Annotated in this window: 22 protein-coding genes; 16 read left to right on the forward strand and 6 right to left on the reverse strand. The window is 45.8% G+C overall.

Annotated features, from left to right (window positions below; all coding sequences use genetic code 11):
- Positions 1-361 precede the first annotated feature (361 nt).
- The 3 genes from IX315_RS06960 to IX315_RS06970 all read left to right on the forward strand — a co-directional run bounded on the left by IX315_RS06960 (position 362) and on the right by IX315_RS06970 (position 2,812).
- Positions 362-988 carry a DUF4254 domain-containing protein gene (locus tag IX315_RS06960; protein WP_018357550.1) on the forward strand — a complete coding sequence of 209 codons (627 nt, stop codon included), beginning with the start codon at positions 362-364 and terminating at the stop codon, positions 986-988.
- Between the two features lie 57 nt (positions 989-1,045).
- The gene (locus IX315_RS06965) at positions 1,046-2,020 is read left to right on the forward strand and encodes a glycosyltransferase family 9 protein (RefSeq protein WP_211637727.1); all 975 of its coding nucleotides are present in this window, start codon (positions 1,046-1,048) and stop codon (positions 2,018-2,020) included.
- A 90-nt stretch (positions 2,021-2,110) separates the two neighbouring features.
- Positions 2,111-2,812, forward strand: coding sequence for an MIP family channel protein (locus IX315_RS06970; protein ID WP_018357548.1), 702 nt, complete (start codon positions 2,111-2,113; stop codon positions 2,810-2,812).
- Between the two features lie 82 nt (positions 2,813-2,894).
- Here the strand turns inward: IX315_RS06970 and IX315_RS06975 are convergent, their stop codons facing one another.
- Complete coding sequence (locus tag IX315_RS06975) at positions 2,895-3,911, reverse strand: L,D-transpeptidase (RefSeq protein WP_018357547.1); 1,017 nt, start codon at positions 3,909-3,911, stop codon at positions 2,895-2,897.
- 527 nt (positions 3,912-4,438) lie between these two features.
- On the opposite strand from IX315_RS06975, the gene IX315_RS06980 reads away from it, so the two are divergent.
- The 6 genes from IX315_RS06980 to IX315_RS07005 all read left to right on the forward strand — a co-directional run bounded on the left by IX315_RS06980 (position 4,439) and on the right by IX315_RS07005 (position 12,026).
- Positions 4,439-6,331, forward strand: a complete 1,893-nt coding sequence (locus tag IX315_RS06980) for a peptidase U32 family protein (RefSeq protein WP_244973116.1) — start codon at positions 4,439-4,441, stop codon at positions 6,329-6,331.
- 303 nt (positions 6,332-6,634) lie between these two features.
- Entirely contained in the window at positions 6,635-7,102 is a 468-nt protein-coding gene (gene tsaE, locus IX315_RS06985; protein WP_211637731.1) for a tRNA (adenosine(37)-N6)-threonylcarbamoyltransferase complex ATPase subunit type 1 TsaE, read from the forward strand.
- Positions 7,102-7,338, forward strand: a complete 237-nt coding sequence (locus tag IX315_RS06990) for a hypothetical protein (RefSeq protein ID WP_018357544.1) — start codon at positions 7,102-7,104, stop codon at positions 7,336-7,338. Before tsaE ends, IX315_RS06990 begins: the two co-directional genes overlap by 1 nt.
- Positions 7,335-9,458 carry a tetratricopeptide repeat protein gene (locus IX315_RS06995; protein WP_211641690.1) on the forward strand — a complete coding sequence of 708 codons (2,124 nt, stop codon included), beginning with the start codon at positions 7,335-7,337 and terminating at the stop codon, positions 9,456-9,458. Before IX315_RS06990 ends, IX315_RS06995 begins: the two co-directional genes overlap by 4 nt.
- Positions 9,455-10,462, forward strand: coding sequence for a hypothetical protein (locus IX315_RS07000; RefSeq protein WP_018357542.1), 1,008 nt, complete (start codon positions 9,455-9,457; stop codon positions 10,460-10,462). Before IX315_RS06995 ends, IX315_RS07000 begins: the two co-directional genes overlap by 4 nt.
- Positions 10,440-12,026, forward strand: a complete 1,587-nt coding sequence (locus IX315_RS07005) for a YifB family Mg chelatase-like AAA ATPase (RefSeq protein WP_211641686.1) — start codon at positions 10,440-10,442, stop codon at positions 12,024-12,026. The genes IX315_RS07000 and IX315_RS07005 overlap by 23 nt, the downstream gene beginning before the upstream one ends.
- Before the next feature lie 84 nt (positions 12,027-12,110).
- Here IX315_RS07005 and queF read toward each other — a convergent pair whose 3' ends face one another.
- From queF to IX315_RS07020, 3 genes are all read right to left on the reverse strand, one after another.
- Positions 12,111-12,590 carry a preQ(1) synthase gene (queF, locus tag IX315_RS07010; RefSeq protein ID WP_211837301.1) on the reverse strand — a complete coding sequence of 160 codons (480 nt, stop codon included), beginning with the start codon at positions 12,588-12,590 and terminating at the stop codon, positions 12,111-12,113.
- A gap of 80 nt (positions 12,591-12,670) precedes the next feature.
- Entirely contained in the window at positions 12,671-13,300 is a 630-nt protein-coding gene (locus IX315_RS07015; RefSeq protein WP_018357539.1) for an OmpH/Skp family outer membrane protein, read from the reverse strand.
- Positions 13,301-13,330: 30 nt separating this feature from the next.
- Positions 13,331-13,555, reverse strand: a complete 225-nt coding sequence (locus IX315_RS07020; RefSeq protein WP_018357538.1) for a hypothetical protein — start codon at positions 13,553-13,555, stop codon at positions 13,331-13,333.
- Positions 13,556-13,725: 170 nt separating this feature from the next.
- Here IX315_RS07020 and IX315_RS07025 point away from each other — a divergent pair, with 170 nt between their 5' ends.
- Genes IX315_RS07025 through truA form a run of 4 tightly spaced genes read left to right on the forward strand, consistent with a single transcriptional unit; the run spans position 13,726 to position 17,512 of the window.
- Entirely contained in the window at positions 13,726-15,192 is a 1,467-nt protein-coding gene (locus IX315_RS07025) for an aminoacyl-histidine dipeptidase (protein WP_211837302.1), read from the forward strand.
- On the forward strand, positions 15,193-16,269 hold the full coding sequence (locus IX315_RS07030) for an endonuclease/exonuclease/phosphatase family protein (protein WP_018357536.1): 1,077 nt from the start codon (positions 15,193-15,195) through the stop codon (positions 16,267-16,269).
- Complete coding sequence (rlmH, locus tag IX315_RS07035; RefSeq protein ID WP_211641681.1) at positions 16,270-16,746, forward strand: 23S rRNA (pseudouridine(1915)-N(3))-methyltransferase RlmH; 477 nt, start codon at positions 16,270-16,272, stop codon at positions 16,744-16,746.
- Entirely contained in the window at positions 16,739-17,512 is a 774-nt protein-coding gene (gene truA / locus IX315_RS07040; RefSeq protein WP_211637742.1) for a tRNA pseudouridine(38-40) synthase TruA, read from the forward strand. The genes rlmH and truA overlap by 8 nt, the downstream gene beginning before the upstream one ends.
- Here truA and IX315_RS07045 read toward each other — a convergent pair.
- Together IX315_RS07045 and IX315_RS07050 are read right to left on the reverse strand one after the other, a co-directional pair.
- Positions 17,509-18,534: a porin family protein gene (locus tag IX315_RS07045; RefSeq protein WP_018357533.1), complete on the reverse strand. Its 1,026-nt coding sequence runs from the start codon at positions 18,532-18,534 to the stop codon at positions 17,509-17,511. The two genes, truA and IX315_RS07045, sit on opposite strands and share 4 nt — an antisense overlap.
- Before the next feature lie 19 nt (positions 18,535-18,553).
- On the reverse strand, positions 18,554-19,534 hold the full coding sequence (locus IX315_RS07050) for a YitT family protein (protein ID WP_134849532.1): 981 nt from the start codon (positions 19,532-19,534) through the stop codon (positions 18,554-18,556).
- Positions 19,535-20,143: 609 nt separating this feature from the next.
- Between IX315_RS07050 and IX315_RS07055 the strand changes: the two genes are divergently transcribed.
- The 3 genes from IX315_RS07055 to IX315_RS07065 are packed head-to-tail and all read left to right on the forward strand — an operon-like array spanning position 20,144 to position 23,085.
- Positions 20,144-21,640, forward strand: coding sequence for a sensor histidine kinase (locus tag IX315_RS07055; RefSeq protein WP_018357531.1), 1,497 nt, complete (start codon positions 20,144-20,146; stop codon positions 21,638-21,640).
- A 17-nt stretch (positions 21,641-21,657) separates the two neighbouring features.
- Complete coding sequence (gene rprY, locus IX315_RS07060; protein WP_026215521.1) at positions 21,658-22,398, forward strand: response regulator transcription factor RprY; 741 nt, start codon at positions 21,658-21,660, stop codon at positions 22,396-22,398.
- A gap of 3 nt (positions 22,399-22,401) precedes the next feature.
- Positions 22,402-23,085, forward strand: a complete 684-nt coding sequence (locus tag IX315_RS07065) for a TapB family protein (protein WP_211639285.1) — start codon at positions 22,402-22,404, stop codon at positions 23,083-23,085.
- The last annotated feature ends 34 nt before the right edge of the window (positions 23,086-23,119 follow it).

Genomic DNA, 23,119 nt, shown 5'->3' on the forward strand with positions numbered 1-23,119 from the left:
ATGGAATAGTAGTAGCTGTATAACAATAACCAATAACTATGTAAAGAGAAAGAAAATGAGTACTTTTGTTACAGTGAAAGAAAAAAACACTAGCCCGTTGTCGAAAAATGGGGAGTACTATAAAGTATGACGTATTATATATTATATTGAGTAGTGACAAGGTAAGTATAATGAGTTAAATTTATGCTGATGTACAGCTGACTTATTAAAGGATGATGGTAACATTTTATTGAAGTTACTTCTCTATGTGACCTAATATAATATTGTTATATTGCAACAATAGTATCTTTTGGATAGAGAATGCTCTATTTATGCTTATCTTTACACTGTTATTTGTTACTAACACTTTGGAAAAGTAGACATGGAAACCATAAAGGACTTTAGTAGGCAAGCAATAGCAATCTTTGACCAAGCTATTGAGGACTATCATGTACGTGACAATGTCAATGCAGAGATAAACAATCCTTATGCCTTCAAGTCGATAGAATATTACCTATACCTAAAGTGCTGGATAGATACTGTGCAATGGCACATGGAGGATATAATGAGAGATCCTGATATAGATCCAGCTGAAGCACTCGCTACTAAGCGAAAAATAGACCGTAACAATCAGGAGCGAACTGACCTAGTAGAGCTTATTGATAGCTATCTACTGGATAGGTTTTATGGTGTTAAGGTACTTCCCGATGCTACAATAAATACCGAAAGTCCTGCTTGGGCTATCGACCGACTGAGTATCCTTCAGCTCAAAATCTACCACATGAGGGGAGAGGCTGAACGTCCGGGCACTGATGAACATCAGCGCATGAGTGCCAATGCTAAGCTATCTGTATTGATTCAGCAAAATACCGATCTGATAACTGCTATCGATACCCTACTTCAGGATATTGAGGCAGGACGTAAGCAGATGAAGGTGTATAAGCAGATGAAGATGTACAACGACCCTAATCTAAATCCTGTACTATACAATAGGAGGAAGCAATCGTAACGCGTGGGCGCTAATACCTATATCATTCTTCGTCTGTCTGCTCTAGGGGATGTAGCTATGACTCTTCCCCCTCTATATGCGGCAGCAGATGACCATCCAAGTGATCAGTTTGTACTCGTCACTCAGTACTTCATGTCTCGATTAGTAATCGACCCGCCTCTTAATCTCACTACACTGCCTTTTCAGCAAGACCAGGATGCCAAACCTCTCGGTCTAATAAAGTTTGCTAGGAAACTGCATCGTCTTTACCCCGATGCTGTAGTAGTAGACCTAAATAATAACTTTATCACAAGGAGCATAGGCTTATCCCTGAAGACAAAAGGACATAAATTGGTCACCATTGATATCCCCAAGGCAGATAGGAATAAGTTATTATCCACTCGAAAAGAGGGTGTAGTACCTCCCAATTTATATTTACCACGTATCACAGATCTTTACTTCCTTACACTCAAGAGGGCTGGTATCAGCATGCTGAGTAAGGGAAGGCTAGTAGTAGGTCGCACAAGTTGCCCACGAAAAGTAACTATTGGTATCGCTCCGTATGCACAGTATGAGGGCAAGATGATACTAAAAGAGCAATTGCTTGAGCTAATTGACCTACTGGTAGAACGTTTTCCCAATTGTGATCTTATCCTATACGGAGCTGCCGGATCTGAGGCAAGGAAGAATAGAGAGTTGGTACAACTAAGAGCCAATACTGTGCGCCTTACCTCCGCTCAGGGGTTAGCCGAGGAGGTAAAGGAAATAGCTCAGCTCGATTGTATGGTCAGTATGGATAGTGCCAATCAGCACATTGCAGCTATGGTAGGCACCCCTGTAGTATCTATTTGGGGCGCTACACACCCTGCTGCTGGATATATTCCATTCCGTACTCCATTAGTCAATTGTATTGGTGTAGATATAGAGTGCCGTCCTTGCTCTATACTAGGCAATAAACCTTGCCATAGAGGCGACTATGCTTGCCTCCATCAGTTATCTATGCAGAATATAGTAGCGGCAATAGCTAAAGAAGTAGAACTAAGGCGTAAATAGTATCATTTCAACCATTATCGTAGGTTATCTCATTTATTATTGATACCTTTCACCACAGATAGTAATGTGTGAAAGGTTATTTTTTTTTCAATGACTAGAGATTTACAAAGTATGAAAAAGTATTTAGCTGAAATGATTGGCACAATGGTGCTGGTACTTCTTGGTTGTGGATCAGCTGTATTTGCCGGTGCTCCTCAGGGCTTTGCATCGGTAGGCACACTAGGTGTGGCATTTGCATTTGGTCTCTCTGTAGTAGCCATGGCTTACGGTATAGGTAGTATTTCAGGCTGCCATATCAATCCTGCTATCACCCTAGGTGTATTCATGAGTGGGCGTATGAATGGTAAGGATGCTGCCATGTATATGCTTTTCCAAGTAATAGGTGCTGTGATAGGGTCAGGTATCCTATGGTTCTTGGCTAAGGACTCAGGCTCTACTACCACCCTAACAGGTGCTAATGGGTTTGCCGAGGGAAAGACAGCCGTAGCATTTGTTGCCGAGACAGTATTCACCTTTATCTTTGTACTAGTAGTACTAGGCGTAACCGCCAAGAACGGTCTCAATAACTTTGCTGGCTTGGCTATAGGTCTTGCTCTTGTGCTTATTCACATTGTATGTATTCCTATTACAGGTACATCTGTGAACCCAGCACGTAGTTTTGGTCCTGCTCTATTCGAGGGCGGCTTAGCACTTCAGCAGCTTTGGGTATTTATCGTAGCCCCATTCCTTGGTGCAGCTATTGCAGCCATCGTATGGAAGGGCATTACAGTAGAGAACGAGGTAGCAGCATAAGCCACCCTTTCTTCACACTAAATAAAAGCGAGCTAGGTGACAACAGTTACCTAGCTCGTTTTCTATTTGATGACCAACTATCTTACTCTATCACTACCACGAGAGACTCATCGGTAGGTGCCCAATCGAAGACAAACTTAGCATGGCTCGAAGCATTGCGCACACACATGTGAGAACGTGGTGTAGTTCCCAATGAAGCACTGTACTCTATAATCTTACCATTAGGACTATTTACTGGTACGCCATGGATATAAGCGCCATTGGTAAATCTACTTGCCCAAGGAGCGTAGCCTGCTATCTGTGAACTACCATCATGGGTATAAAACATCTTAGCCTTCTTTTGCTGTAGCAAGAAGATACCGAGAGGCGTCTCCATAGCATAAGGGGGCTTCTTCCTACCAGTAGTAGCAGGATTGGTGCTTCTTATTATCCACTTACCCCTCTCTACCCTCTCAGTAGTAACAATATTCTGATCGCCCCTATCTACAAATACTACTTTGTGGAAAGTCTTGCCTGTTCCTAGTGGACGCACATATCTTTTTGGGATAAAGAACTCCCCTATATCATTACGGATAGGCGTAATCTTATAATAGCTTCCTACCGAATCTAATAAGTGAGTCAGCCATCCATCTCTTGCATACAACACCGGTTGAGTCGTATCATTAAGCATATAGAGAGGAGCCGACTGGTAGCGCTCCACGCCCAGCGTATCCGATACCCTCTTGTACTCATTACGCACATAGTTGGCAACGGTAGGTGCTTCTCCGTTGGCGTTACGGTAGTTTTCTACCACCGCCCACTGACCTATCTCATCTTCAAGATTCTCTATAAAAGCCAGCTTCTCCTTTATTAGCCCCACCTTGATGCTCCTGGTAGTATCTTTATAAGCATAAATAGTATCCAGGTGATACTCTTCGAAAAGAAGATCCTCCGATAATACAATCTCTCTAGCACTAATAGTATCTGGTGTCTCCACTACTTCCACCTCTGTGGAGTCTACCTTCAATTCCTCATCAGTTGCGCTTCCATTACTCTCCTGGGGGTGGCAACCTAAAAGGAAACCCACTAATATCACCCCTACTAATATCCAATTCTTCATATTCAATAGTTCTATCCTCCCAGCACAAATATACCCAAATTCACATGCTTCACACCCTTTATCATATTATTTTATAGATAGTATACCGATAGAGTAGAGAGACTATATAGATGTACTTAAGGATATGATAGATAAAATACTATGATAAAGCTTGTGGATATTGTGAGTAGAGTATCTACCGCCATTGTGTTACGTAGGTCTTATCTATGCAATTCATACGCTATCCACTGCTACTAACAAGCTCTCCACACACTACCAACTGATAAAGTCTAGGATTGTGAGTTACCTCTAATAGTGCTGTTAGTAACAGAAGAGGGGCTAAGTGATATTAGAAGCTCTGTTGGTAACCTGTGCGTAACTTCTTTGTAACTTCTACCCCGTTTTATTTGGTAGTGTCAATTCTTTTACTACTTACTTTTTAATTGATATTAGCAAATATTAGCTCCAAAACTTTTCAACAAGTTATCCACACCATACCAACACCCAATTGTGAGTAAATAGTATCTTTGTCCTATTATACAATGAGTATGGAAATAAGGAAGATAGAATTATTGGCGCCAGCTGCCTCTTTAGAGGTAGGTAGAGTAGCCTTATCGGCAGGAGCAGATGCAGTATATATTGGTGCACCTATGTTTGGAGCCCGAAGTGCAGCCGCAGTATCTATAGATGATATTGCCACTCTATGTACCGAAGCACATCAGTATGGGGCAAAAGTGTATGTGGCACTCAATACTATTCTGACCGATGAGGAGCTACGCCAGGCAGTGTTGCTTGCTCATCAGCTCTACCAAGTAGGTACCGATGCTCTTATTATTCAGGATATGGGATTACTGACGAAGAATCTTCCGCCTATACCACTACATGCTAGTACACAATGCCATAATAATACGCCTGCTAAGCTGCGCTTATTAGAGCACTTAGGTTTTGAACAAGTGGTGCTTCCTAGGGAATTCAGTACAGAAGATATCAAGAGGGTCAAAGGAGATACTTCTATCCGAATAGAGAGTTTTATTCATGGTGCCCTTTGTGTCTCTTATAGCGGACGGTGCTTTATTAGTGAGGCATGCCAAGGGCGTAGTGCCAATAAAGGTAGTTGCGCTCAGTACTGTCGTATGAGCTATGATCTGGAGGATGCAGAAGGCAATAAGCTCCGAGAAGGACAACACCTCCTCTCGCTCCGAGACCTCAACCGAACCGATATCATAGAGGAGATGCTAGATTGTGGAGTATCCTCTCTAAAGATAGAAGGACGACTCAAGGGGATAGAATATGTGCGCAATGTAACTGCTCATTACCGTAAGATAGTGGAAGAGATAATAGCCCGTAGACCTGATGAATACCAAAGAGCTTCGTGTGGCGTGGTACAAAGGAATTTCACTCCTCAGCCCTCAGCCACTTTCTCTCGCCTATCTACCAACTACAATACTCCTATGCACCGTCCTATACCAGTGGATGAAATCACTCCCTTTACCAATAAAAGTGTGGGAGAGCAGGTAGGGCATCTATTACGTAATATGGGTAAGGAGATAGAGGCAGAGCTGACCGAAGAACTCTCCAATGGTGATGGTCTGCTCTTTGTGCCTACCGACAAAAGTGCTACAGAAGGTGCACTAGTCAATCAGGTGGTGCCTATAAAGAGTAACCCCAATCACTACCGTATCAAGCTATCTAAGCTACTGGAGATGGGTAATGCTGCTACTATCTATCGTAACCTCAACCATAAGTTTACCCAGATACTCCAGCGACCAGACGCTTCCATCCGTAAAATAGAGATAGATATCGCTTGTATAGCTACACCAACATCGGTAACTATGAAAAGCGGTTCTATTGAGGTGACTAGAGCTATAGCATTAGAGCCAGCACAAAAAGATAACTCTGAGCGTATCTTGGCAGCTATCTCGAAGCTAGGTGATACCGTTTTTACCTTGAGAAAAGGTACTCTCGAGCTCAATGGTCTCTACCTACCGCCCTCCATTGCCACTGAGATGCGTCGAGAGCTTATGGAGCTATTACAACAAGATAGTGAAGCAAGGATGTTGCACCAAAGAGAGGAGATAGGTCTCTTATTGGCTAGCAAACGTAAGGCATTCCTCTCTCATACCTACGACGCCGATACCTATGAGCTACCCAGTCAATTAGACTTTACTTATAATGTGGCCAATAGGAGTGCAGAGCAATTCTATCGCCTACTCGGTGTCACAGGTACAATAGCACCCGCCTTGGAGGTAGAAAAACCAGAAGGAGAAGTACCAGTAATGTTTACGCGACACTGTCTGCTCCATCAGATGGGCTATTGTACGAGAGATAAGGTGAAGCCTCCTTTTCCACTTCCTATGTATTTAGTAAGAGGTAAAGAACGCTTTAAGCTCACCCATAATTGTAAGGAGTGCCAAATGATTGTCTGGAGCAATGATTTTTGAAGTAGCTATATCTCATATATAATAAGGCAGTTGGAAATATCTGCTATGCACAATGGTTCCTTTCTCTATAGGAATTAAATAAGCGTTGTTAGTAGAGCGTTGATTGATTATAGCCTGAGCAAAGAAATTCCCTCTAGGGAGAGACTCTAGTTTTTCTGGGGAGAAACTCCAGTTCCTCCCCAGAGGGAATTTTTCTAATATAGGTATCTCTGTTAGCTGGTGTGTATAGGAGTATTTATTTTGCTATTGAGGTGAATTTGAGTAATTTTGTTTACACAACAAGTTAGTAGATATAAGATAAATATGAGTGCTATAAAGTGGGGAGAAGATAAAGCAATAGTATATGGGCTAGATGAAATAGGCACAGTTGCTAAGTTCTTACTCAATGAATTGGGGGATACCTCCGTGTGGCTATTTGATGCACCTATGGGGGCAGGAAAGACTACGCTCATCAAAGAGCTATGCCACTCACTAGGCGTTACAGAGGTCACAAGTAGCCCTACCTTCGCTATTGTCAATGAATACCATACAGATAGAGGGGACGCTGTCTATCATATAGATGCTTATCGACTCGAGACGCATGACGACTTGCGTAACATAGGAGCTACCGATTATCTACATAGTGGGGACTACTGCTTTGTAGAGTGGCCAGCACTATTCATTCCCTTTCTTCCAGAAAAGACCGCTCGCTTGCGAATAGAAGTGGATGGAGACCAGCGTCGCCTTACTCTACTAGATGAGGCGACGCCCTTTATATACGATCCTAGGTGATGGGGCAGATGACACTGGTATATGTCGCGCTAGGGCTTATGTTTGTCTTGCCCGGATGCTTGGCAATATGGGCGGGGCTGAGTGGGAGCCAGTGGTTTTTCGACAACCATTCCTACCGCTATTTGATCAATAAGTTGGGACTAGGGTGGACACGTTTTATCTTTGTCGTACTAGGACTATTGCTATTCTTAGCAGCTGCATTGGTGATTATTGACCCGTTAGATGTAATGAAATGAGAGAAATAGATGGTATAGAATACTATCCATCTCGTCTGAGGTGGCATGTAGAACAGACACTACGGGGGCTTTATGGTGCAGTGCTCCGCGATATGCGAGCACTACCAGTGGTGGATGAAGCCGAGCTGAGTGCATTGGAATCTACCTATGGTTTCCTCTCTCAGTACTATGAGCAGGGGGCGGAGGATCCTGAGCGTGCTAGGATAATGAGAGGTATCGGCACTTCACTGATGCGTTTATTGCGCGCCAATGCAGCTTATATAGAGGGACAAGAGCTACCTTGGAATAGTAGGAGCGCTACTATTCAGACCCTCAGAGCGTACGGCCATGGCGAGGGGGCGTTGGTACCTTTCATAGGGGTACTACGCAATGAAGTGGAGCCATTTTCGCAGGAGTATTTCGATAAGCTAGACCAGCTCTTTGGTCTTATATGGACATCTATAGACCTTTCCGAGGCAGAGGAGCAAGCACTACACTCCCTTCTATTGGTAGAAGAGAGTAGTCAGATGGTAGCTCAAACCATAGTCGGCGCCCTCTTCCTGGGTACAATGCAGTACTTCGATGTACGGAAGATGGAGTTGCTCTTTGCCTTGTGGCAACAGCACGCTTCGGTGATGGTACAGGGTGCTGCCCTAAGTGCCCTTCTGATACTTGGTAAGCGCCATAAGGAAGAACTATTATGTCTGCACCCTCAGTTTGTAGAACAAGTGCAGATAGCATTGGTAGCGGATGAAAAGCAGCTTATGGAGGCGCTGAAGGTAATTCAGATCGCCTATAAGACTACAGATAATCATAAGATTTTCCGGGAGAAGATACTGCCCGATCTAAGGAGTATTTCCGATAAGCTCCAGCAGGTAATGGGGCATTCACTAACCGAAAGGATAGAAGAGCTACAGAATGGTTCTATAGACCGTGAGAAGCTAGAGGAGGTAGAGTCACTAATGGCTAAAGCACCAGATAAGTTCTCTATGCTAAAGGATACAGAGCAAGATGTGGCTTACCACATGATATCAGAGCTCAAGGCTTTTCCCTTCTTTAGCAAGATAAGCCACTGGTTCATGCCCTTCGACGAACACTTCCCAGGGCTTTCTAAAGATAATGTGGCTGCCTTCAAGAAACTACTTCCTATGATGCTTCAGGGGCAGAGGATGATTAGTTCAGACCTCTACTCCTATGCTTTGGTACCTACTTGGGAACAGATAGGTAGTGCCATGCTCTCTCAGATGGAGGGACAGATGCCTAGTGGGAGTCCTACAGAAATCACCTTTGTGGACGGTGTGAAGGATTTTGTCTTTGGTGCTTACCGATTCTACCAACTATCTAGCCATGCCAATACGCTTATCAATCCGTTCGACCACTCGCCAGAGATGATCAGTGGAGCATTCCTATCCAGTAGGTGTACTTTATCTGAGGAGGGTCTGTTGTCGCTTGCCTCCATTATGGTAAGGTTCGGACAATATGCCGAAGCTGGTCATACGTATGAACGGGTTGTGCATGATTACCGAACCAATACTGCGGAGGTGTGGCGAGGTATGGCAGTGGCAAGCATGATGCGCAATGACGATGAGCAAGCACTAGAGCAGCTACGGCGTGCCGTGGAGCTGGAGGGCAAAAGTGAGGTTACTGTACGGAAGATAGCACAGATATTGATTCGACTTGGCAGGAAAGTAGAGGCGGTAGAGTGGATTACTACTGGTGAGGGAGAACTTGGTGAGGGGATAGGTTACCAACTCCCGCTACAGAGAGCTACCCTTCTTTACGAATTGGGTAGGACAGAGGAAGCCCTAAAGGCAGCCTACAAGGCGGACTATGTTGCCGATGGTAAGAACTTACAGAGTACGCTGCTCCTACTAGAGCTGCTGCTCTCTCTAGGTAAGGTAGAGGAAGCTGGCAGACGGCTAGAGGGTAAGGAGCTGAAGGGCGAATTATTGCTCTGGGCGGGGCTAGTGTCTATTGCCCTAGGGCACAGAGTAGAGGGGCTCTCTCAGTTGAGAAAATGGCAAGAGGAAGGGAGTCTGGGTGCTGAACTTGGAGAGAAGCTCTCACTTCTCGAGCATTATGGTATAGAGCCTTGGGAAGAGGCACTGATAGAGGATATTATTTATAGACAGGTACAATGAGAAGGGCTACAATTTGGAGTACACTACTCCTCATAATGGTATTGGTAAGCTGTGGTGGCAAAAAGTCGCACGACCACCTATCTATCGATATCAAGAATATCGACACAGAAGATAGCCCATGGTACCTATATACCTATGGTACGCACGATATCACTATAGATACCATTAGTGTGAGCGGTAAAGGGCGTATTGATTGGGATAAGGCGCTAGATCTAGATACGCTGGATATGCTATTACTTTACGATAGCGAAGGTCTCCTACAGTTGCCTTTGCTCCCTAGCCGTACCGGTAATATATCAGCTAAGATCAGTAATAATGAGGTAGTGCTTGAGGGTGTACAGGAGGTAGATTCTATCCTAAGCTGGTACAGAGCAAAGGAGCAAGGTATGGAGCAATTGCTCTCCTTTCTCAATCAATACCAATCCAATAGTATTGCTTTTATCATGGTCTCCGATGCTATCCAACGTGATAAAGGAGGTGAGTGTACGGAGGAGTTAGTGGTGATTCAGAGCCGCCTCTCCAATACCTACACCGATATGGTAGACCTTCTTGGCTTTTCTGATATAGCGACAGGGGCTGCCGATGAACAACTTGTGCCTTATGGTTTTCGTATAGCTGGGAAAGAGGAAACTAAGCCATTCAAAGAGCTAATAGGCAAACGAGCGTTGATGGTCATCAATGTAATGGAGCTTACTCCCGAGGATTCGGTGGCCTATATGCAGCAGAAGAAATACCTTTCTCGCCTAGATAGTCTCAGCTTACTGAACTATAACGTACTGCTTAATGATGAACTACCCAAGGGGATAAAGAAAGGTGCTAATGCCCACTTCCTCGTGGATAGTACAGGCTATGCGGTGGAGTATATTAGGGATAACCATATCCATCATGTGCCTATATATATGTTGGTAGATAGTACTCGCCAAGTATGGCGTACATGGGAGGTAGCGGATAGTTTGGTACAGTTTATAAAGGAGTATAAAAATGTCGGACGTAGAGTGGATTGATGTAGGTGTAGATCGAGCATTAGTCAAGGTATATGGCGCTGCCGTAAGCGGAATAGACGCTACAAAAGTGACCATAGAGGCACAGATAAGTAATGGTGCCAAGTTTATGCTGGTAGGGCTTCCAGATGCGGCAGTCAAGGAGAGCCATCAGCGCATTCAGGCAGCTATAGCCGAGAGTGGCTATGAATACAAAGAGCACCGCTACATCATCAATATGGCACCTGCCGATCTCAAAAAGGAGGGTGCTGCCTACGACCTTCCGCTAGCAATAGCTATCTTAGCACTTACAGAGCGTTTGCCACTCGAGCGCCTCCAAGACACCATGATAATGGGTGAGCTATCGCTAGATGGGCATATCCGTCCTATTCATGGCATATTGCCGATGACCATTACGGCAAAAAAGGAAGGCTTCAAGAATATCATCGTACCCTATTCTAATGCTCGAGAGGCATCGGTGGTGGAGGGTATACGTGTCTTTGGAGCGGATAAGCTACAGGAGGTAGTGGATTTCCTGAAAGTGGGCGAAGGTGCACTACAGGAGTTTCGCTATGAGGAGCAAGATCTTTTCGACCAACACTTGCTCCAGTATGCCGACTTTGCGGAAGTTAAAGGGCAGGAGACGGTAAAGAGAGCTTTGGAGGTAGCAGCAGCAGGCAATCACAATATAATTATGATAGGTCCCCCTGGTAGTGGTAAGTCTATGATGGCTAAGCGTGTGCCCAGCATCCTACCCCCTTTTACCAAGGATGAGGCTCAGGAGACCACTATGATACACTCAGTGGCAGGCACCTTGCCTACGAATATAGCTCTGATGCGTGAGCGCCCATTCCGTGCTCCTCATCATAGCACTTCCAATGTGGCGCTTGTAGGTGGAGGGAGCTATCCTAAGCCTGGAGAGATCTCTTTGGCACACAATGGTGTACTTTTTCTAGATGAGCTTCCGGAGTTTGCTCGTAATGTACTGGAGGTGCTTAGGCAACCACTCGAAGACCGACAGATAACGGTCTCGAGGGCGAGGCAGACCGTCACTTTTCCAGCTTCGTTTATGCTTGTAGCATCGATGAATCCATGTCCTTGTGGGCACTATAATAATCCTTTCAGAGCTTGCGAATGTACGGAGATGCAGGTGAAAAACTACCTAGGCCGTATCTCGGGTCCCCTACTCGACCGTATTGATATCCAAGTGGAGATAGTGCCAGTACCATTTGAAGCACTGGCGGATAAAGCTCCAAGCGAACCTAGTGCTGCGATACGGGAGCGGGTGATGCGGGCTCGTGAGATACAGCGAGAGCGTTTTAAGCATGTGCCAGGTATCTACACCAATGCTCAGATGACACCCGCTCTGATGCAGGAGTATGTACATCTGGATAAGCCTAGTATGGATAGGCTTAAGACCGCAATGGATTACTTCAAATTATCTGCTCGTGCTTATGATCGTATACTAAAGGTAGCACGGACTATAGCTGATTTGGATGGGTCACCAGAGATTACTATTCAGCATATAGGCGAAGCGGTCAACTACCGCAAGCTTGACCGGAGCACTTGGGGTGGTACTAACCTCTGAAGGTCTCTGTATATACGAGATTACTCCCCTACAGAGTGTTGATTGTATCTCAGTAGGGGAGTAATCTCTTAGACTTATATTAGCTTAGCCCTTGCGATTGAATAGGCGCTGCTCGGCTAGTTGCTCGTACTTAGTGCCTGGGCGACCATAGTTGGTGTAGGGGTGGATTGAGATACCGCCTCGGGCAGTAAATAGTCCTATCACCTCTATATACTTAGGGTCCATGAGCTTAATAAGGTCATCTAGGATGAGATTGACACAACTCTCGTGGAATGCCCCATGGTTGCGGAAACTAAAGAGGTAGAGCTTTAGGCTCTTGCTCTCTACCATCCTGATATCGGGGATATAGGAGATGATAATCTCCGCAAAGTCGGGCTGACTGGTGATGGGGCAGAGACTAGTGAATTCGGGGCAGTTGAATTGTACCCAGTAGTCTCTACCTTCGTGGCTGTTGTTGAAGGTCTCGAGCACTGAAGGGTCGTACTCTGTGGGGTAGTTGGTGGCTTGACCAGCACCTAGTAGGGTGAGTGTCTCGCGAAGTTTACTATCTGTATGCTTATCCATGTTGTTACCTATGTAAATAAAAGAGCCACGCCATCTTGTGAGGGCATGGCTCGTATTTTGTGATACCTTGTGGAGCAAGGTTACTTCTTCTCTTCCTCTTTCTTGGTAGGATTGTAGCGGTCATTGAGGTACTTAGTCACCTCCTCGGTGATGTTGTACGACTGATCGGCACAAACCACTGTACCAATACCTGCTGCATTGCTGGTGAGAATCATCTGATACTTACCTACCTCAGCATTGTACTGGCGTACGAGAGCTACGATTGTGTCGGTTACTGCCTTGGTGCGCTCTGCTTCTAGTTGCATGAGCTCTACTTGGAGCTTCTGATTGAGCTCCTGTAGCTCCTGCTGAAGCTTGAGGATACGCTCCTGCTCGCGCTGAGCACGCTCCTGAGATAGGAACGCATTGGACTCTACCTTGCGCTGGAACTCCTTCATCTCGCTCTCTAAGTTACGGCCCTTAGTATTGAAGGTAGCTTGGCGATTCTCCATTTCACGCATCAGCTCCTCTTGTACATCGGTATAGTACTTATAGTTAGCCATAAGGCTATCCAACTCGATGTATGCAATAGGCATGCGAGCTATAGCTGAACTATCTCCGGATACCATGGCAGCGGCACCCGAATTGTTATTGCTAGTGCCATTACAACTAGCGAGGCCAAGTAGCGCCACTATAAGGGCTGCAGCTGTGTAAATTGTCTTCTTTATCATTATGTTAAGCCATCTATTGAATGAGTTTTCCTACTGTAGTCTCTCCTCCTGACGTATACGATCAAAGAGGTTTCTGTGTCGCTGAGCATCTTTGTGCTGATGTCGGTGGCAGGTAATACCCTGCTCCTCGAGCTTGGGCTGCCCCTCTACGTGCGAGTTGGGGAAGCTCCACTTCTTGGTAAAAAACACTCTGAACCCTAGGAGCATTACACAGATAGCTACTACAGCAAGTGTTACAAGTAAAGTTTCTAGCATATTATACTAATGATGCCAAGTTAAAAACGAGTACAAAGGTAAGTGTTTTCCCCTCAGCCGCAAAGGTTTTAAGTCTTTTTAGAATATATCTCACTAATAATTAGGGAAGAAAGGAGTATCTTTACCCTTGGAATAATTTTATGAACATAAACATATAAGAGCGAAAGCGTATGACGACACACGAACCAAAGATCGTATTTAAGTATTTTGATGAGATTACTAAGATCCCTCGTCCTAGTAAGAAGGAGGAGAAGATTATCGCATATCTAGAGAGCTTTGCTAAGGAGCATGGTCTGAAGTACAAGAAGGACAAGGTGGGCAATATAGTCATGAAGAAGCCTGCTACTCCTGGTATGGAGGATCGCAAGAGCATCATCATGCAGAGCCACGTGGATATGGTATGCGAGAAGAATAATGACGTGGACTTCAACTTCGAGACCGATGCTATCCGCACTAAGGTAGTGGATGGATGGCTCAAGGCTGAGGGTACTACTCTTGGCGCAGACAACGGTATTGGCGTAGCTACTCAGCTGGCTATTATGGCTAGCAATGATATTGAGCATGGTCCGATAGAAGCGCTATTTACAGTAGATGAGGAGACTGGTCTGACTGGTGCTATGAATGTAGAAGCTGGTTTCTTCGATAGCGATATCCTCCTCAATCTAGATAGTGAGGATGAGGGAGAGATGTTTATCGGCTGTGCTGGTGGTATGGGTACTATGGCAGAGTTCTACTACGAGCCTGCGTATGCTGATCCTAGCCAAGTCTATATCCGTATCTCTGTAAGCGGACTCAGAGGTGGTCACTCTGGTGGTGATATCCATCTAGGTAGGGCCAACGCAGTAAAGGTACTTGCTCGTGCCCTTTATGGGCTTGCTGACGAGGCAGATTATGTACTCGCTAGTATTCAGGGTGGTAATCTCCACAATGCTATCCCTCGTGAGGCTCATGCGGTGATTGGTATCGAGAGTAAGGACAAAGAGACTGTGGCAGCATGGATCAATACTTTCTCTGCCGATATCCATAATGAGTACAAGAAGCCAGACCCCGAGCTAGTGGTTACCGCTACGAGCGATGAGAAGCCTGAGTTTATCATCGATAGTACTACTTCAGCACAGCTTGTCAATGCATTGATTGCTTGCCCTCACGGAGTACTCGGTATGAGTCATACCTTGGAGGGTCTAGTAGAGACTTCTAATAACCTCGCTTCTGTCAAGATGAAGAAGGCTGAGGATGGTTCCCCAATCATCTATGTAGAGACGAGCCAACGTAGCTCAGTAGAGAGCGCTAAGCGTATGGTAGGGGATATGGTGACATCGGTATTCGACCTCGCTGGTGTTTATGTCTCTGAGCGCGACGGTTACCCAGGATGGGAGCCTAATAACGAGTCGGAGATTATGGGTATTGCCCTAGAGACCTACAAGGAGCTATTCGGCAAGGAGCCAAAGATTACAGCTATCCACGCTGGTCTGGAGTGTGGTCTATTCAAGGAGAAGTATCCACACCTGGATATGCTGTCTTTTGGTCCTACAATGCGTGATGTACACTCTCCTGAGGAGCGCTTGGAGATTGCGACAGTAGATATGTGGTGGAAGCATCTACTGGCTATCCTCAAGAAAGCACCTAAGAAGGCATAAATGATAAGATTATCCCAAAGGTCACTACTCGCTCTATTCGGGCTGGTAGTGACCTTTATACTAATATCGTGCCTACCCGATAGGTCGGAAGCACAGGAGATAGGGCGTATGATGTTTTACAACGTGGAGAATCTCTTCGATACCATCGATGATCCACTGACCGATGATGGCGATTTCACTCCAGATGGGCACCTACACTGGACGAAGAAGCGCTACCGAGTGAAGCGAGAGAATCTCGCTTGGGTCATTAGCAATATCGGAGAGTGGGGGATGCCTGCAATAGTAGGTCTCGTGGAGATAGAGAATAAGGGGGTGATTGCCGATCTACTCTCACTGAATACCTTCAAGGATATCACCTACGACTACTCGGTTACCCAGAGTGCCGACCCACGTGGTATAGACGTTGCCCTGATGTGGGATAAGTCCAAGCTGAAGCATATAGAGAGCCAAGAGATACCGCACTATGGCACACTCCCTTGCTTCCCTCTAGGGTGCGACCCTCGAGATGTGCATGAGGCAAGTGGCACAGGCAGAAATACCCTTTGGGTAACCCTTGAGCACCGCTCTACAGGACGCCAGATGGATATCTTCGTGATGCACAGCCCAAGTCGCCGTGGCGGTATCCGAGAAACAGAAGAGAAGCGCCTAGAGGTGATGAGTAAGGTTCGCGGCATCATCGATTCTATTTGGCAAAAAGATCCTAACCGCAATATCGTAGTGATGGGAGACTTCAACGATAATCCCTCCGATGCTTCCCTCAAGAAGGGGTTGGGCGCTCAGGGAATAGAGGCGAATACACCTATCAAGCCTGATAGGCTATACAACCTTGCTTTCCCTCTATTCAATGAGGGCAAGGGGACACACTTATTCGAAGGACACTACTGGATGCCCGATCAGATTATAGTATCGGGAGGCTTATTCCTAGGTGACAACCCTCTACTCCGCGACCGTCGCCTTAGCATTTTTCACAATAAAGCGCTCTTTACCCGTAGAGGTACACTACGCCGCACCTATGCTGGGCTCAATTACAACGGAGGGTACTCCGACCATCTGCCTATCTATATCAAGCTATACTAAATGCAGGGAATCAAACTCTTATTCGTTGGGCGTACCGATAGCCCCGAAATACAGCGACTGATAGAGGACTACCAGAAGCGACTAGGTCGCTTTGTACCCATTGAGATAGAGGAGCTTCCCGATCTCAAAAATCGCCGTAAGCTAAGCGAGACTGAGCAGAAGGAGGAGGAAGGGAAGCTCATCCTAGCCGCAGTCGGAGCACAAGACGAAGTTATCCTCATGGATGAGCGTGGCAAACAGCTTACCTCTATAGAGCTTTCCAGGTTGATAGAGCAGAAGCAGATGACGGTACCACGCAAGCTCCTCTTCGTTATTGGCGGTCCTTATGGGTTCTCTCCTGCCGTCTACGCAGCTTGCCCACTGAAGCTCTCTCTCTCCAAGCTCACCTTCAGTCATCAGATGGTGCGCCTCTTCCTTATAGAGCAGATCTATCGTGCCTACACCATAATACACAACCATCCCTACCACCATGAATAAGTATCTACTCCAGTTTATGTACGACGGCACCGACTTTGTCGGCTGGCAAGAACAACCCAAAGGGCGGACAGTGCAAGGTGAACTACAGGACAAGCTCTCCACTATACTGAGGCAGGAGATCAAGGTGGTAGGCGCCGGGCGTACCGATACCGGTGTCCATGCCAGTACTATGGTAGCGCATATCGAGCTACCCGAGGAGCTCTCCGATAGGATAGCCCCTGCTGTATTCAAGCTCAATCGCTTTCTCCCGCCCGATATCTTCATCACCAAGCTACAGGCAGTATTGCCCGACTTCCATGCGCGCTACAGTGCCACCAGCCGTAGTTATGGCTACTATATCACCCTATACCCCAATCCCTTTCTACGTAAATACCATACCTTTGTACCTCGGAAGCTACAGTTCGAGGCTATGAACCGAGCCTGTCAATACCTTATTGGGCGGCACGACTTCGCCTCCTTTGCACGCAAGCATTCCGATGTCACCAACCACATTTGCACAGTCACTCAAGCTGAGTGGTTACAACTGAGTCCTAGTGAATGGGTCTTCAGGATTACTGCCAATAGATTTCTCCGTAGCATGGTACGTGCTCTCGTAGGTACACTTTTAGAGGTAGGTAGTGGTCAAATTACTCCAGAGGAGTTTGCCGATATTCTCGAGCGAGCCGACCTCGATTTCCCCTTTAATACAGCACCGCCCACAGGTCTACGACTTGAGGCGGTGCAATATCCCGAGGAGCTCCTCGGCGAAGTCTTATTTACTCCTTAGTAAATCTTTACCCTCCAGGTTATACCCATATTGAGCATAGAGAGCTGATCCCGCACATAGGGATTAGTTTGGGTATTTGTGCCAAAAGAGTAAGAATAATTGGCATGAAGGCGCACCCTATTATCCTTTAGAGGATAGTAGTGGATGCCTCCACCCACACGCTTGATATCGGTGCCCGCAGTCACCACATAGTCTGCAGGCGAATCGGTCTTATTGAGGTCCCAAGTGCCCTTTGCGTACAGCTCTAGCTCCTTGATAGGCTGGTAGATGAGGTTGCCCACGAGCGTAAAGTTCTGCCCTAGGAATTGTTTGCTACCACTTGCCCTATTCATATAGTCTAGCTCTAGCTTCACTTTATCCCCGAAGTAAAACCTATTACCCAGAGAGATATAGTTAATCATCTTGCCAGGCGCATATTCTAGGAAGTTCACAGACCAATTAGGCTCCCATAGTCCATGCCTACCACCCCACTTCAGGCTATAGCCAAACATCTTGGCAAGCTCCCCAGAGCGCGCAATATACTCCCTCTGGAATGGGCTCTCCACCATCTGAAGCATCAGGTTGTCGCTCCCATTCGCAAAGTTATACGTCACACTACCGCCCCATTGGTAAGGATTGTAGTGGTAGTTATAAGAAGAGAGGAAGAAGCAATCGATAGGCGCCAAGTCCAGCTCCCATCCAGCTACACCCACAGGTGTTTTACCCACGGTAAATGTGAAGCGCTCTCCCGCATGGTAGTTGAGGAATACCCAGTCTACGGAGTCGAAATACGACGCATCCTTATTCCACTTATTCAGCCTCTGTCGGTAAGCGTAAGAAAAACTAGGTGATAGTTCGCCCTTGATGATAATATTCTGAATATACCCTCCAAACCCACTTTCTCCCTTCGAGGTCTTGCCTTCTACAGCCGTGTACGCTAGGTCGGCACGCGTCTCCAACGCTATATTCAGCTTCTTACCATCCTGTGCGGATGCCCCTAGGGTTACAAATAACAGTGCTAGTGCTAAAAACTTCTTCTTCATGTATGTCGAATTATGATTATCAGCTCTTCTTTTTCTTCTTTTTATTTCTATTCCAGAGGCCACGCACTTCGCTTACAGTGTCGGTAGTTACGAAAGCCGAAATATCCTCCTCATCGATAAATTCTACCAGCTTGCGGAGGTCGTCCTTTGTTAGGATAATCTCTATTTGCATCTTCGTTTCATTGGAATACCCACCGATTACCTCACGCATTGTCAGTCCCCTATCCAGCTCATTTACCACAAAGGAGCGTATCTTCTCATGCTCATTTGTGGTGATATATACACGATTGCGGGAGCTCATCCCGAGCATAAACTTATCTAGAATCAGACCATTCATCCACGTACCTACAAGTCCGATAAATACGAGTGCAGGTGGATTGATAAAGAATGCCGTAGCGCAGATAAGCCCTCCAGCAATTGTTACAGATACCCCTAGGTGTACACCTGTATACTTATTGATAATCTTAGCTATTATATCTAGCCCTCCCGTAGAGGCATTGATGCTAAAGAGGATACTCTGAGCCGCACTCATCACTAGGATAAATAGAAGAAGGTCGAACCATGGATTACTGATCCACTCTCCTGCCACTTCCACGGCAAACATACTCCTCGGCATCTCTACGATAGACTCAAAAAAGTTGATAAATGGGCCTAGGATCAAAGCCGTGTATACGGTCTTAGCGCCAAACTCACAACCAATAAGTAAGAAGGAGAGTATGATGAGGATTAGATTGATAACGAAAATCCAAGACCCTACCGACATTATAGGGAATAGTTTTCCTACTACAATCGAAAGCCCTGTGATAGAGCCTACAATAAGTTTACTTGGAATCAAGAAAAAATAGACCGCCGCTGCACCGATAAACATAGCGACAGTCATTATTACAAGCTCTACCCAAAACTTCTTTGTCTTGAGCATTGCCCATAGTGATACCATTGCCTCCCACCAAAATTCGGAAGTAAAGTAGTAACCAATAGTGTGGTGTTCTTTCATTTTCATTTGCTAGCTAAGTTTGTTTAAGATTACAGGAGCCTCCGTAATTGGCGCAAATTTACATCATTATTCCCTATTTCACAAAAATTGCCTCTCCCCCGTGGGTGCCACCCTGATACGGTGAGTACTGTTAATTAGACAGAGGTTGAGCGAAGTGCCGGTCTGTATACAAGAGAAAGCCCATATTCTAGCCCTAACAACCTGATTAGTATCGATATAAATCTCTTACCGCCTATCCCCAAATAGTAGTTACGAGAGCACTCGTCTTGGCTCGCGAAAGCAGCGAAATTTATTCCTAGGAATAAATTTATTTTTCTCTAGGAATAAAAATATTTATCTGTACAAATAAATTTATTTATTCCTAGGAATAAATTTCGCTACTCTGGCGAGTCACAACCGTCGCTCCCCTGAGTATGAATCATGAACATGTATACACGCCAAAAAGGATACAATAGGTTGCCATGATGCATCTACCGCGTTAACTTCGGTATATTGCTAAATAGGCGACAGATGCGTTTGTAGAGTGCGAAAAATAGGTTATTAACAATTAAGACACAAAATATTAACTCTGTTTATGTTAATCATACCGAGAAAAATACGTATCTTGCACCCGTTATGAAGAAGTGGACACTATGGTTGATTGTTGGCGTTATGGCGCTTGCGTTTATTGGGTTGCTGACTTTGCAGCTCAATTATGTTGATACGGTCAATAGATTCCGTAATGAACAGTTTGATAGCAAGGTTCGTCAGGCACTCTCCTCGGTAAGCCAAGATGCTGAGCGCGCAGAGCTTTCGAGGTTGATATCGGAGAAACTAGGCTTCTCTGATGCGTCTCTATTTTCATTTGACAACCTCTCCTCTACAGCGCAGACCGATACCATGCGGTTTAACCTCGACCAGCTACCTCAAGATCCATTTAGACTAGGCAAAGGTACGGTTAGTGACAATCGCGTGCAGTCTATCTCTCGCCAGTTGATGGAGGCTATCACCAATAGATACGATGAGGTACGGGAGATGGTCATACAGATGGCGATGGAATCGGTGCGCGACAATACCCCGCTCCCTATCTACGAGCGCATTACGGAGCAGGAACTAGATGTGCTTCTCGACTACTACCTGACCAACAATGGTATCACGCTACCTTATATATATGAGGTAGAGGACAAAAACCATCGTGTACACTACAGTAGTGGCTTGATACCTACCGACCAAGGCGCCTCGACCTACTCTCAGGTCATCTTCTCATACGATAATCCTTCGCGCATGTACTTTGTACGGGTTTTCTTCCCTACTAAGGATCAGGAGATTAGGAGTTCGCTTACCTTCATCGTACCATCGGCAGTATTTACAGCGCTTCTCTTTGTTATCTTCGTGCTTACAATGGCTTCGCTCTTCAGGCAAAAGAAACTAGAGGAGATGCGTAAGGACTTTGTGAACAACATGACCCACGAACTTAAAACCCCCGTGAGTACGATCATGGTGGCAAGCCAAATGCTTAGCGCAGACAGTATGGAGGCATCGGAGGAGAGGCGACAGAAGTGGACCTCGAGCATCATGGCAGAGGGGCAGCGTCTAGAACTACTGATAGACAAAGTATTGCAGATGTCTTTCTTCGACAAAGATAAGGTGAAGCTAAAGCTCAAGGAGATAGATATGGAGGAGTTGCTCCTGAATGTTACGAATATCTTTAGCCTCAAGGTAGAGAGTTTCGAGGGTGAGATAAATGTGGATCTGGAGGCAGAGGAGGCTCTAGTGGAGGGCGATGAGATGCATCTTACCAATATCATCTTCAACCTCCTAGATAATGCCGTGAAGTATCGCGACCCACATCGTCCACCGATACTTACAGTAGGCACCTCGAGTGACAGCAAAAACATCAAGGTCTTTATCCAAGACAATGGTCTAGGGATGAAGAAGGAGCATGCCAAAAAGATATTTGACCGTTTCTATCGGGTGCCTACGGGCAATAGACACGATGTAAAAGGATATGGTCTAGGGCTCGCCTATGTCTACCACATGGTACAGATACACCATGGACAGATATCGGTGGATAGCGATCTTGGGAAAGGAACTAAGTTTGTAATAACATTACCACTATTAAAGGAAAAGTAAAGAAGAATAAGATTATGATGGAAGAAATTGTAAGGGTTCTATTGTGTGAGGATGACCCTAACCTCGGCCCACTATTGAGCGAGTTCCTCACGAGTAAAGGATATCAGACCGACCACTATGTAGATGGTCAAGAGGGTTGGGAGGCTTTCGAGCAACAACCCGACCGCTGGGATATCTGCGTGCTAGATGTGATGATGCCAAGGATGGACGGATTTGAGCTCGCAAAGCTTATCAAGGAGAAGAACGAGGCAATGCCGATCATCTTCCTTACGGCAAAGACCCTGAGCGAGGATGTAGAGCACGGTTTCAACCTAGGTGCTGACGACTACCTCAAGAAGCCATTCAACACCGTGGAGCTAACCATGCGTATCGATGCAGTACTGCGCCGTGTGCAAGGTAAGAAGCCAGAGCCTGTGGCATTCTATACTATTGGGGACTATAACTTCGATACCCAGAGGCAGCTACTTACCTACAAAGATGAAGAGCCTAAGAAGCTTACCACAAAGGAGACTGACCTCCTTACCCTCCTATGTATGCACGCTAATGAGCTAATGGAGCGTAACTACGCCCTCAAGACTATTTGGGGTGAGGATAGCTACTTCAATGCCCGTAGTATGGATGTGTATATCACTAAGCTCCGTAAGCATCTGTCAAATGATGAGCGCGTGGAGATACAGAATAAGCATGGTAAGGGCTACAAGCTGATTACACCTAATGCCAATAGTACACAGAACGAAGAGAATACGGAGGTTATCTAACAGATGAAAAAGATTATTCTATCACTGGTAGTTGCCTTGGCAGCTATCACTAGTAGCTTTGCTCAGTACTATGGCGGTGAACCTGTAGGCACAGTCTATGAGTACGAGATGACTAACCCGCTTATGGGTGCTATGAAGCTGACCCAGACCGTAGAAGCGGTAGGAGGCGATAGTATTGTCTTCAAGACAAATACCAATATGCCTGGCGCAGCTGCCCCAATAGTAATGACCAATAAGTTTACCATCAAGGATGGCAAGGCTTACGTAGACCCAAAGAACGTAATTGAGTCGACCAAGGCAAGCATGGCACCCGCTCTTGGTGGCGCTGATATGGATATCGACTTTAATGGCGAAGCTGGGTTTATTCCACTAGTCGGTAAAGTAGGAGATAAGTTTCCACTTTATAACTACGACTCTACCGTGAAGGCGATGGGCATGGAGATAAAAACGAAGGCTGAGGTCACCAAGTTCGAGATCATCCGAGAGGAAGAGATTACAACTCCAGTAGGCAAGTTCAACACCTTTGTAGTAGAAGTAGATGTGAAAACAACTACTCAGGCAATGGGTCAGAACCAAAACTTTGATATGAAGCAATTCTACTGGATTGTCCCTAATAAGGGTCCGGTAAAGATGGAACAGAGTATGGCAGGTCAGACCATGACGACTACTCTTGTGGGTATAAAATAATTTGGATACGATGGGTGGCAGGCAACGAGAGAGG

This window comes from Porphyromonas levii (assembly GCF_018206105.1).
Classification (GTDB): Bacteria; Bacteroidota; Bacteroidia; order Bacteroidales; family Porphyromonadaceae; genus Porphyromonas_A; species Porphyromonas_A levii.

Coding starts and splice junctions, on each gene's coding strand:
- IX315_RS06980 (WP_244973116.1), top strand. CDS start 4,439: ATGGAAATAAGGAAGATAGAATTATTGGCGCCAGCTGCCTCTTTAGAG.
- truA (WP_211637742.1), top strand. CDS start 16,739: ATGAATAAGTATCTACTCCAGTTTATGTACGACGGCACCGACTTTGTC.
- tsaE (WP_211637731.1), top strand. CDS start 6,635: ATGAGTGCTATAAAGTGGGGAGAAGATAAAGCAATAGTATATGGGCTA.
- IX315_RS06995 (WP_211641690.1), top strand. CDS start 7,335: ATGAGAGAAATAGATGGTATAGAATACTATCCATCTCGTCTGAGGTGG.
- IX315_RS07055 (WP_018357531.1), top strand. CDS start 20,144: ATGAAGAAGTGGACACTATGGTTGATTGTTGGCGTTATGGCGCTTGCG.
- IX315_RS07045 (WP_018357533.1), bottom strand. CDS start 18,534: ATGAAGAAGAAGTTTTTAGCACTAGCACTGTTATTTGTAACCCTAGGG.
- IX315_RS07005 (WP_211641686.1), top strand. CDS start 10,440: ATGTCGGACGTAGAGTGGATTGATGTAGGTGTAGATCGAGCATTAGTC.
- IX315_RS06975 (WP_018357547.1), bottom strand. CDS start 3,911: ATGAAGAATTGGATATTAGTAGGGGTGATATTAGTGGGTTTCCTTTTA.
- IX315_RS07020 (WP_018357538.1), bottom strand. CDS start 13,555: ATGCTAGAAACTTTACTTGTAACACTTGCTGTAGTAGCTATCTGTGTA.
- rprY (WP_026215521.1), top strand. CDS start 21,658: ATGGAAGAAATTGTAAGGGTTCTATTGTGTGAGGATGACCCTAACCTC.
- queF (WP_211837301.1), bottom strand. CDS start 12,590: ATGGATAAGCATACAGATAGTAAACTTCGCGAGACACTCACCCTACTA.
- IX315_RS06990 (WP_018357544.1), top strand. CDS start 7,102: ATGGGGCAGATGACACTGGTATATGTCGCGCTAGGGCTTATGTTTGTC.
- IX315_RS07065 (WP_211639285.1), top strand. CDS start 22,402: ATGAAAAAGATTATTCTATCACTGGTAGTTGCCTTGGCAGCTATCACT.
- rlmH (WP_211641681.1), top strand. CDS start 16,270: ATGCAGGGAATCAAACTCTTATTCGTTGGGCGTACCGATAGCCCCGAA.
- IX315_RS07050 (WP_134849532.1), bottom strand. CDS start 19,534: ATGAAAATGAAAGAACACCACACTATTGGTTACTACTTTACTTCCGAA.
- IX315_RS07025 (WP_211837302.1), top strand. CDS start 13,726: ATGACGACACACGAACCAAAGATCGTATTTAAGTATTTTGATGAGATT.
- IX315_RS07030 (WP_018357536.1), top strand. CDS start 15,193: ATGATAAGATTATCCCAAAGGTCACTACTCGCTCTATTCGGGCTGGTA.
- IX315_RS06970 (WP_018357548.1), top strand. CDS start 2,111: ATGACTAGAGATTTACAAAGTATGAAAAAGTATTTAGCTGAAATGATT.
- IX315_RS06960 (WP_018357550.1), top strand. CDS start 362: ATGGAAACCATAAAGGACTTTAGTAGGCAAGCAATAGCAATCTTTGAC.
- IX315_RS07000 (WP_018357542.1), top strand. CDS start 9,455: ATGAGAAGGGCTACAATTTGGAGTACACTACTCCTCATAATGGTATTG.
- IX315_RS07015 (WP_018357539.1), bottom strand. CDS start 13,300: ATGATAAAGAAGACAATTTACACAGCTGCAGCCCTTATAGTGGCGCTA.
- IX315_RS06965 (WP_211637727.1), top strand. CDS start 1,046: ATGACTCTTCCCCCTCTATATGCGGCAGCAGATGACCATCCAAGTGAT.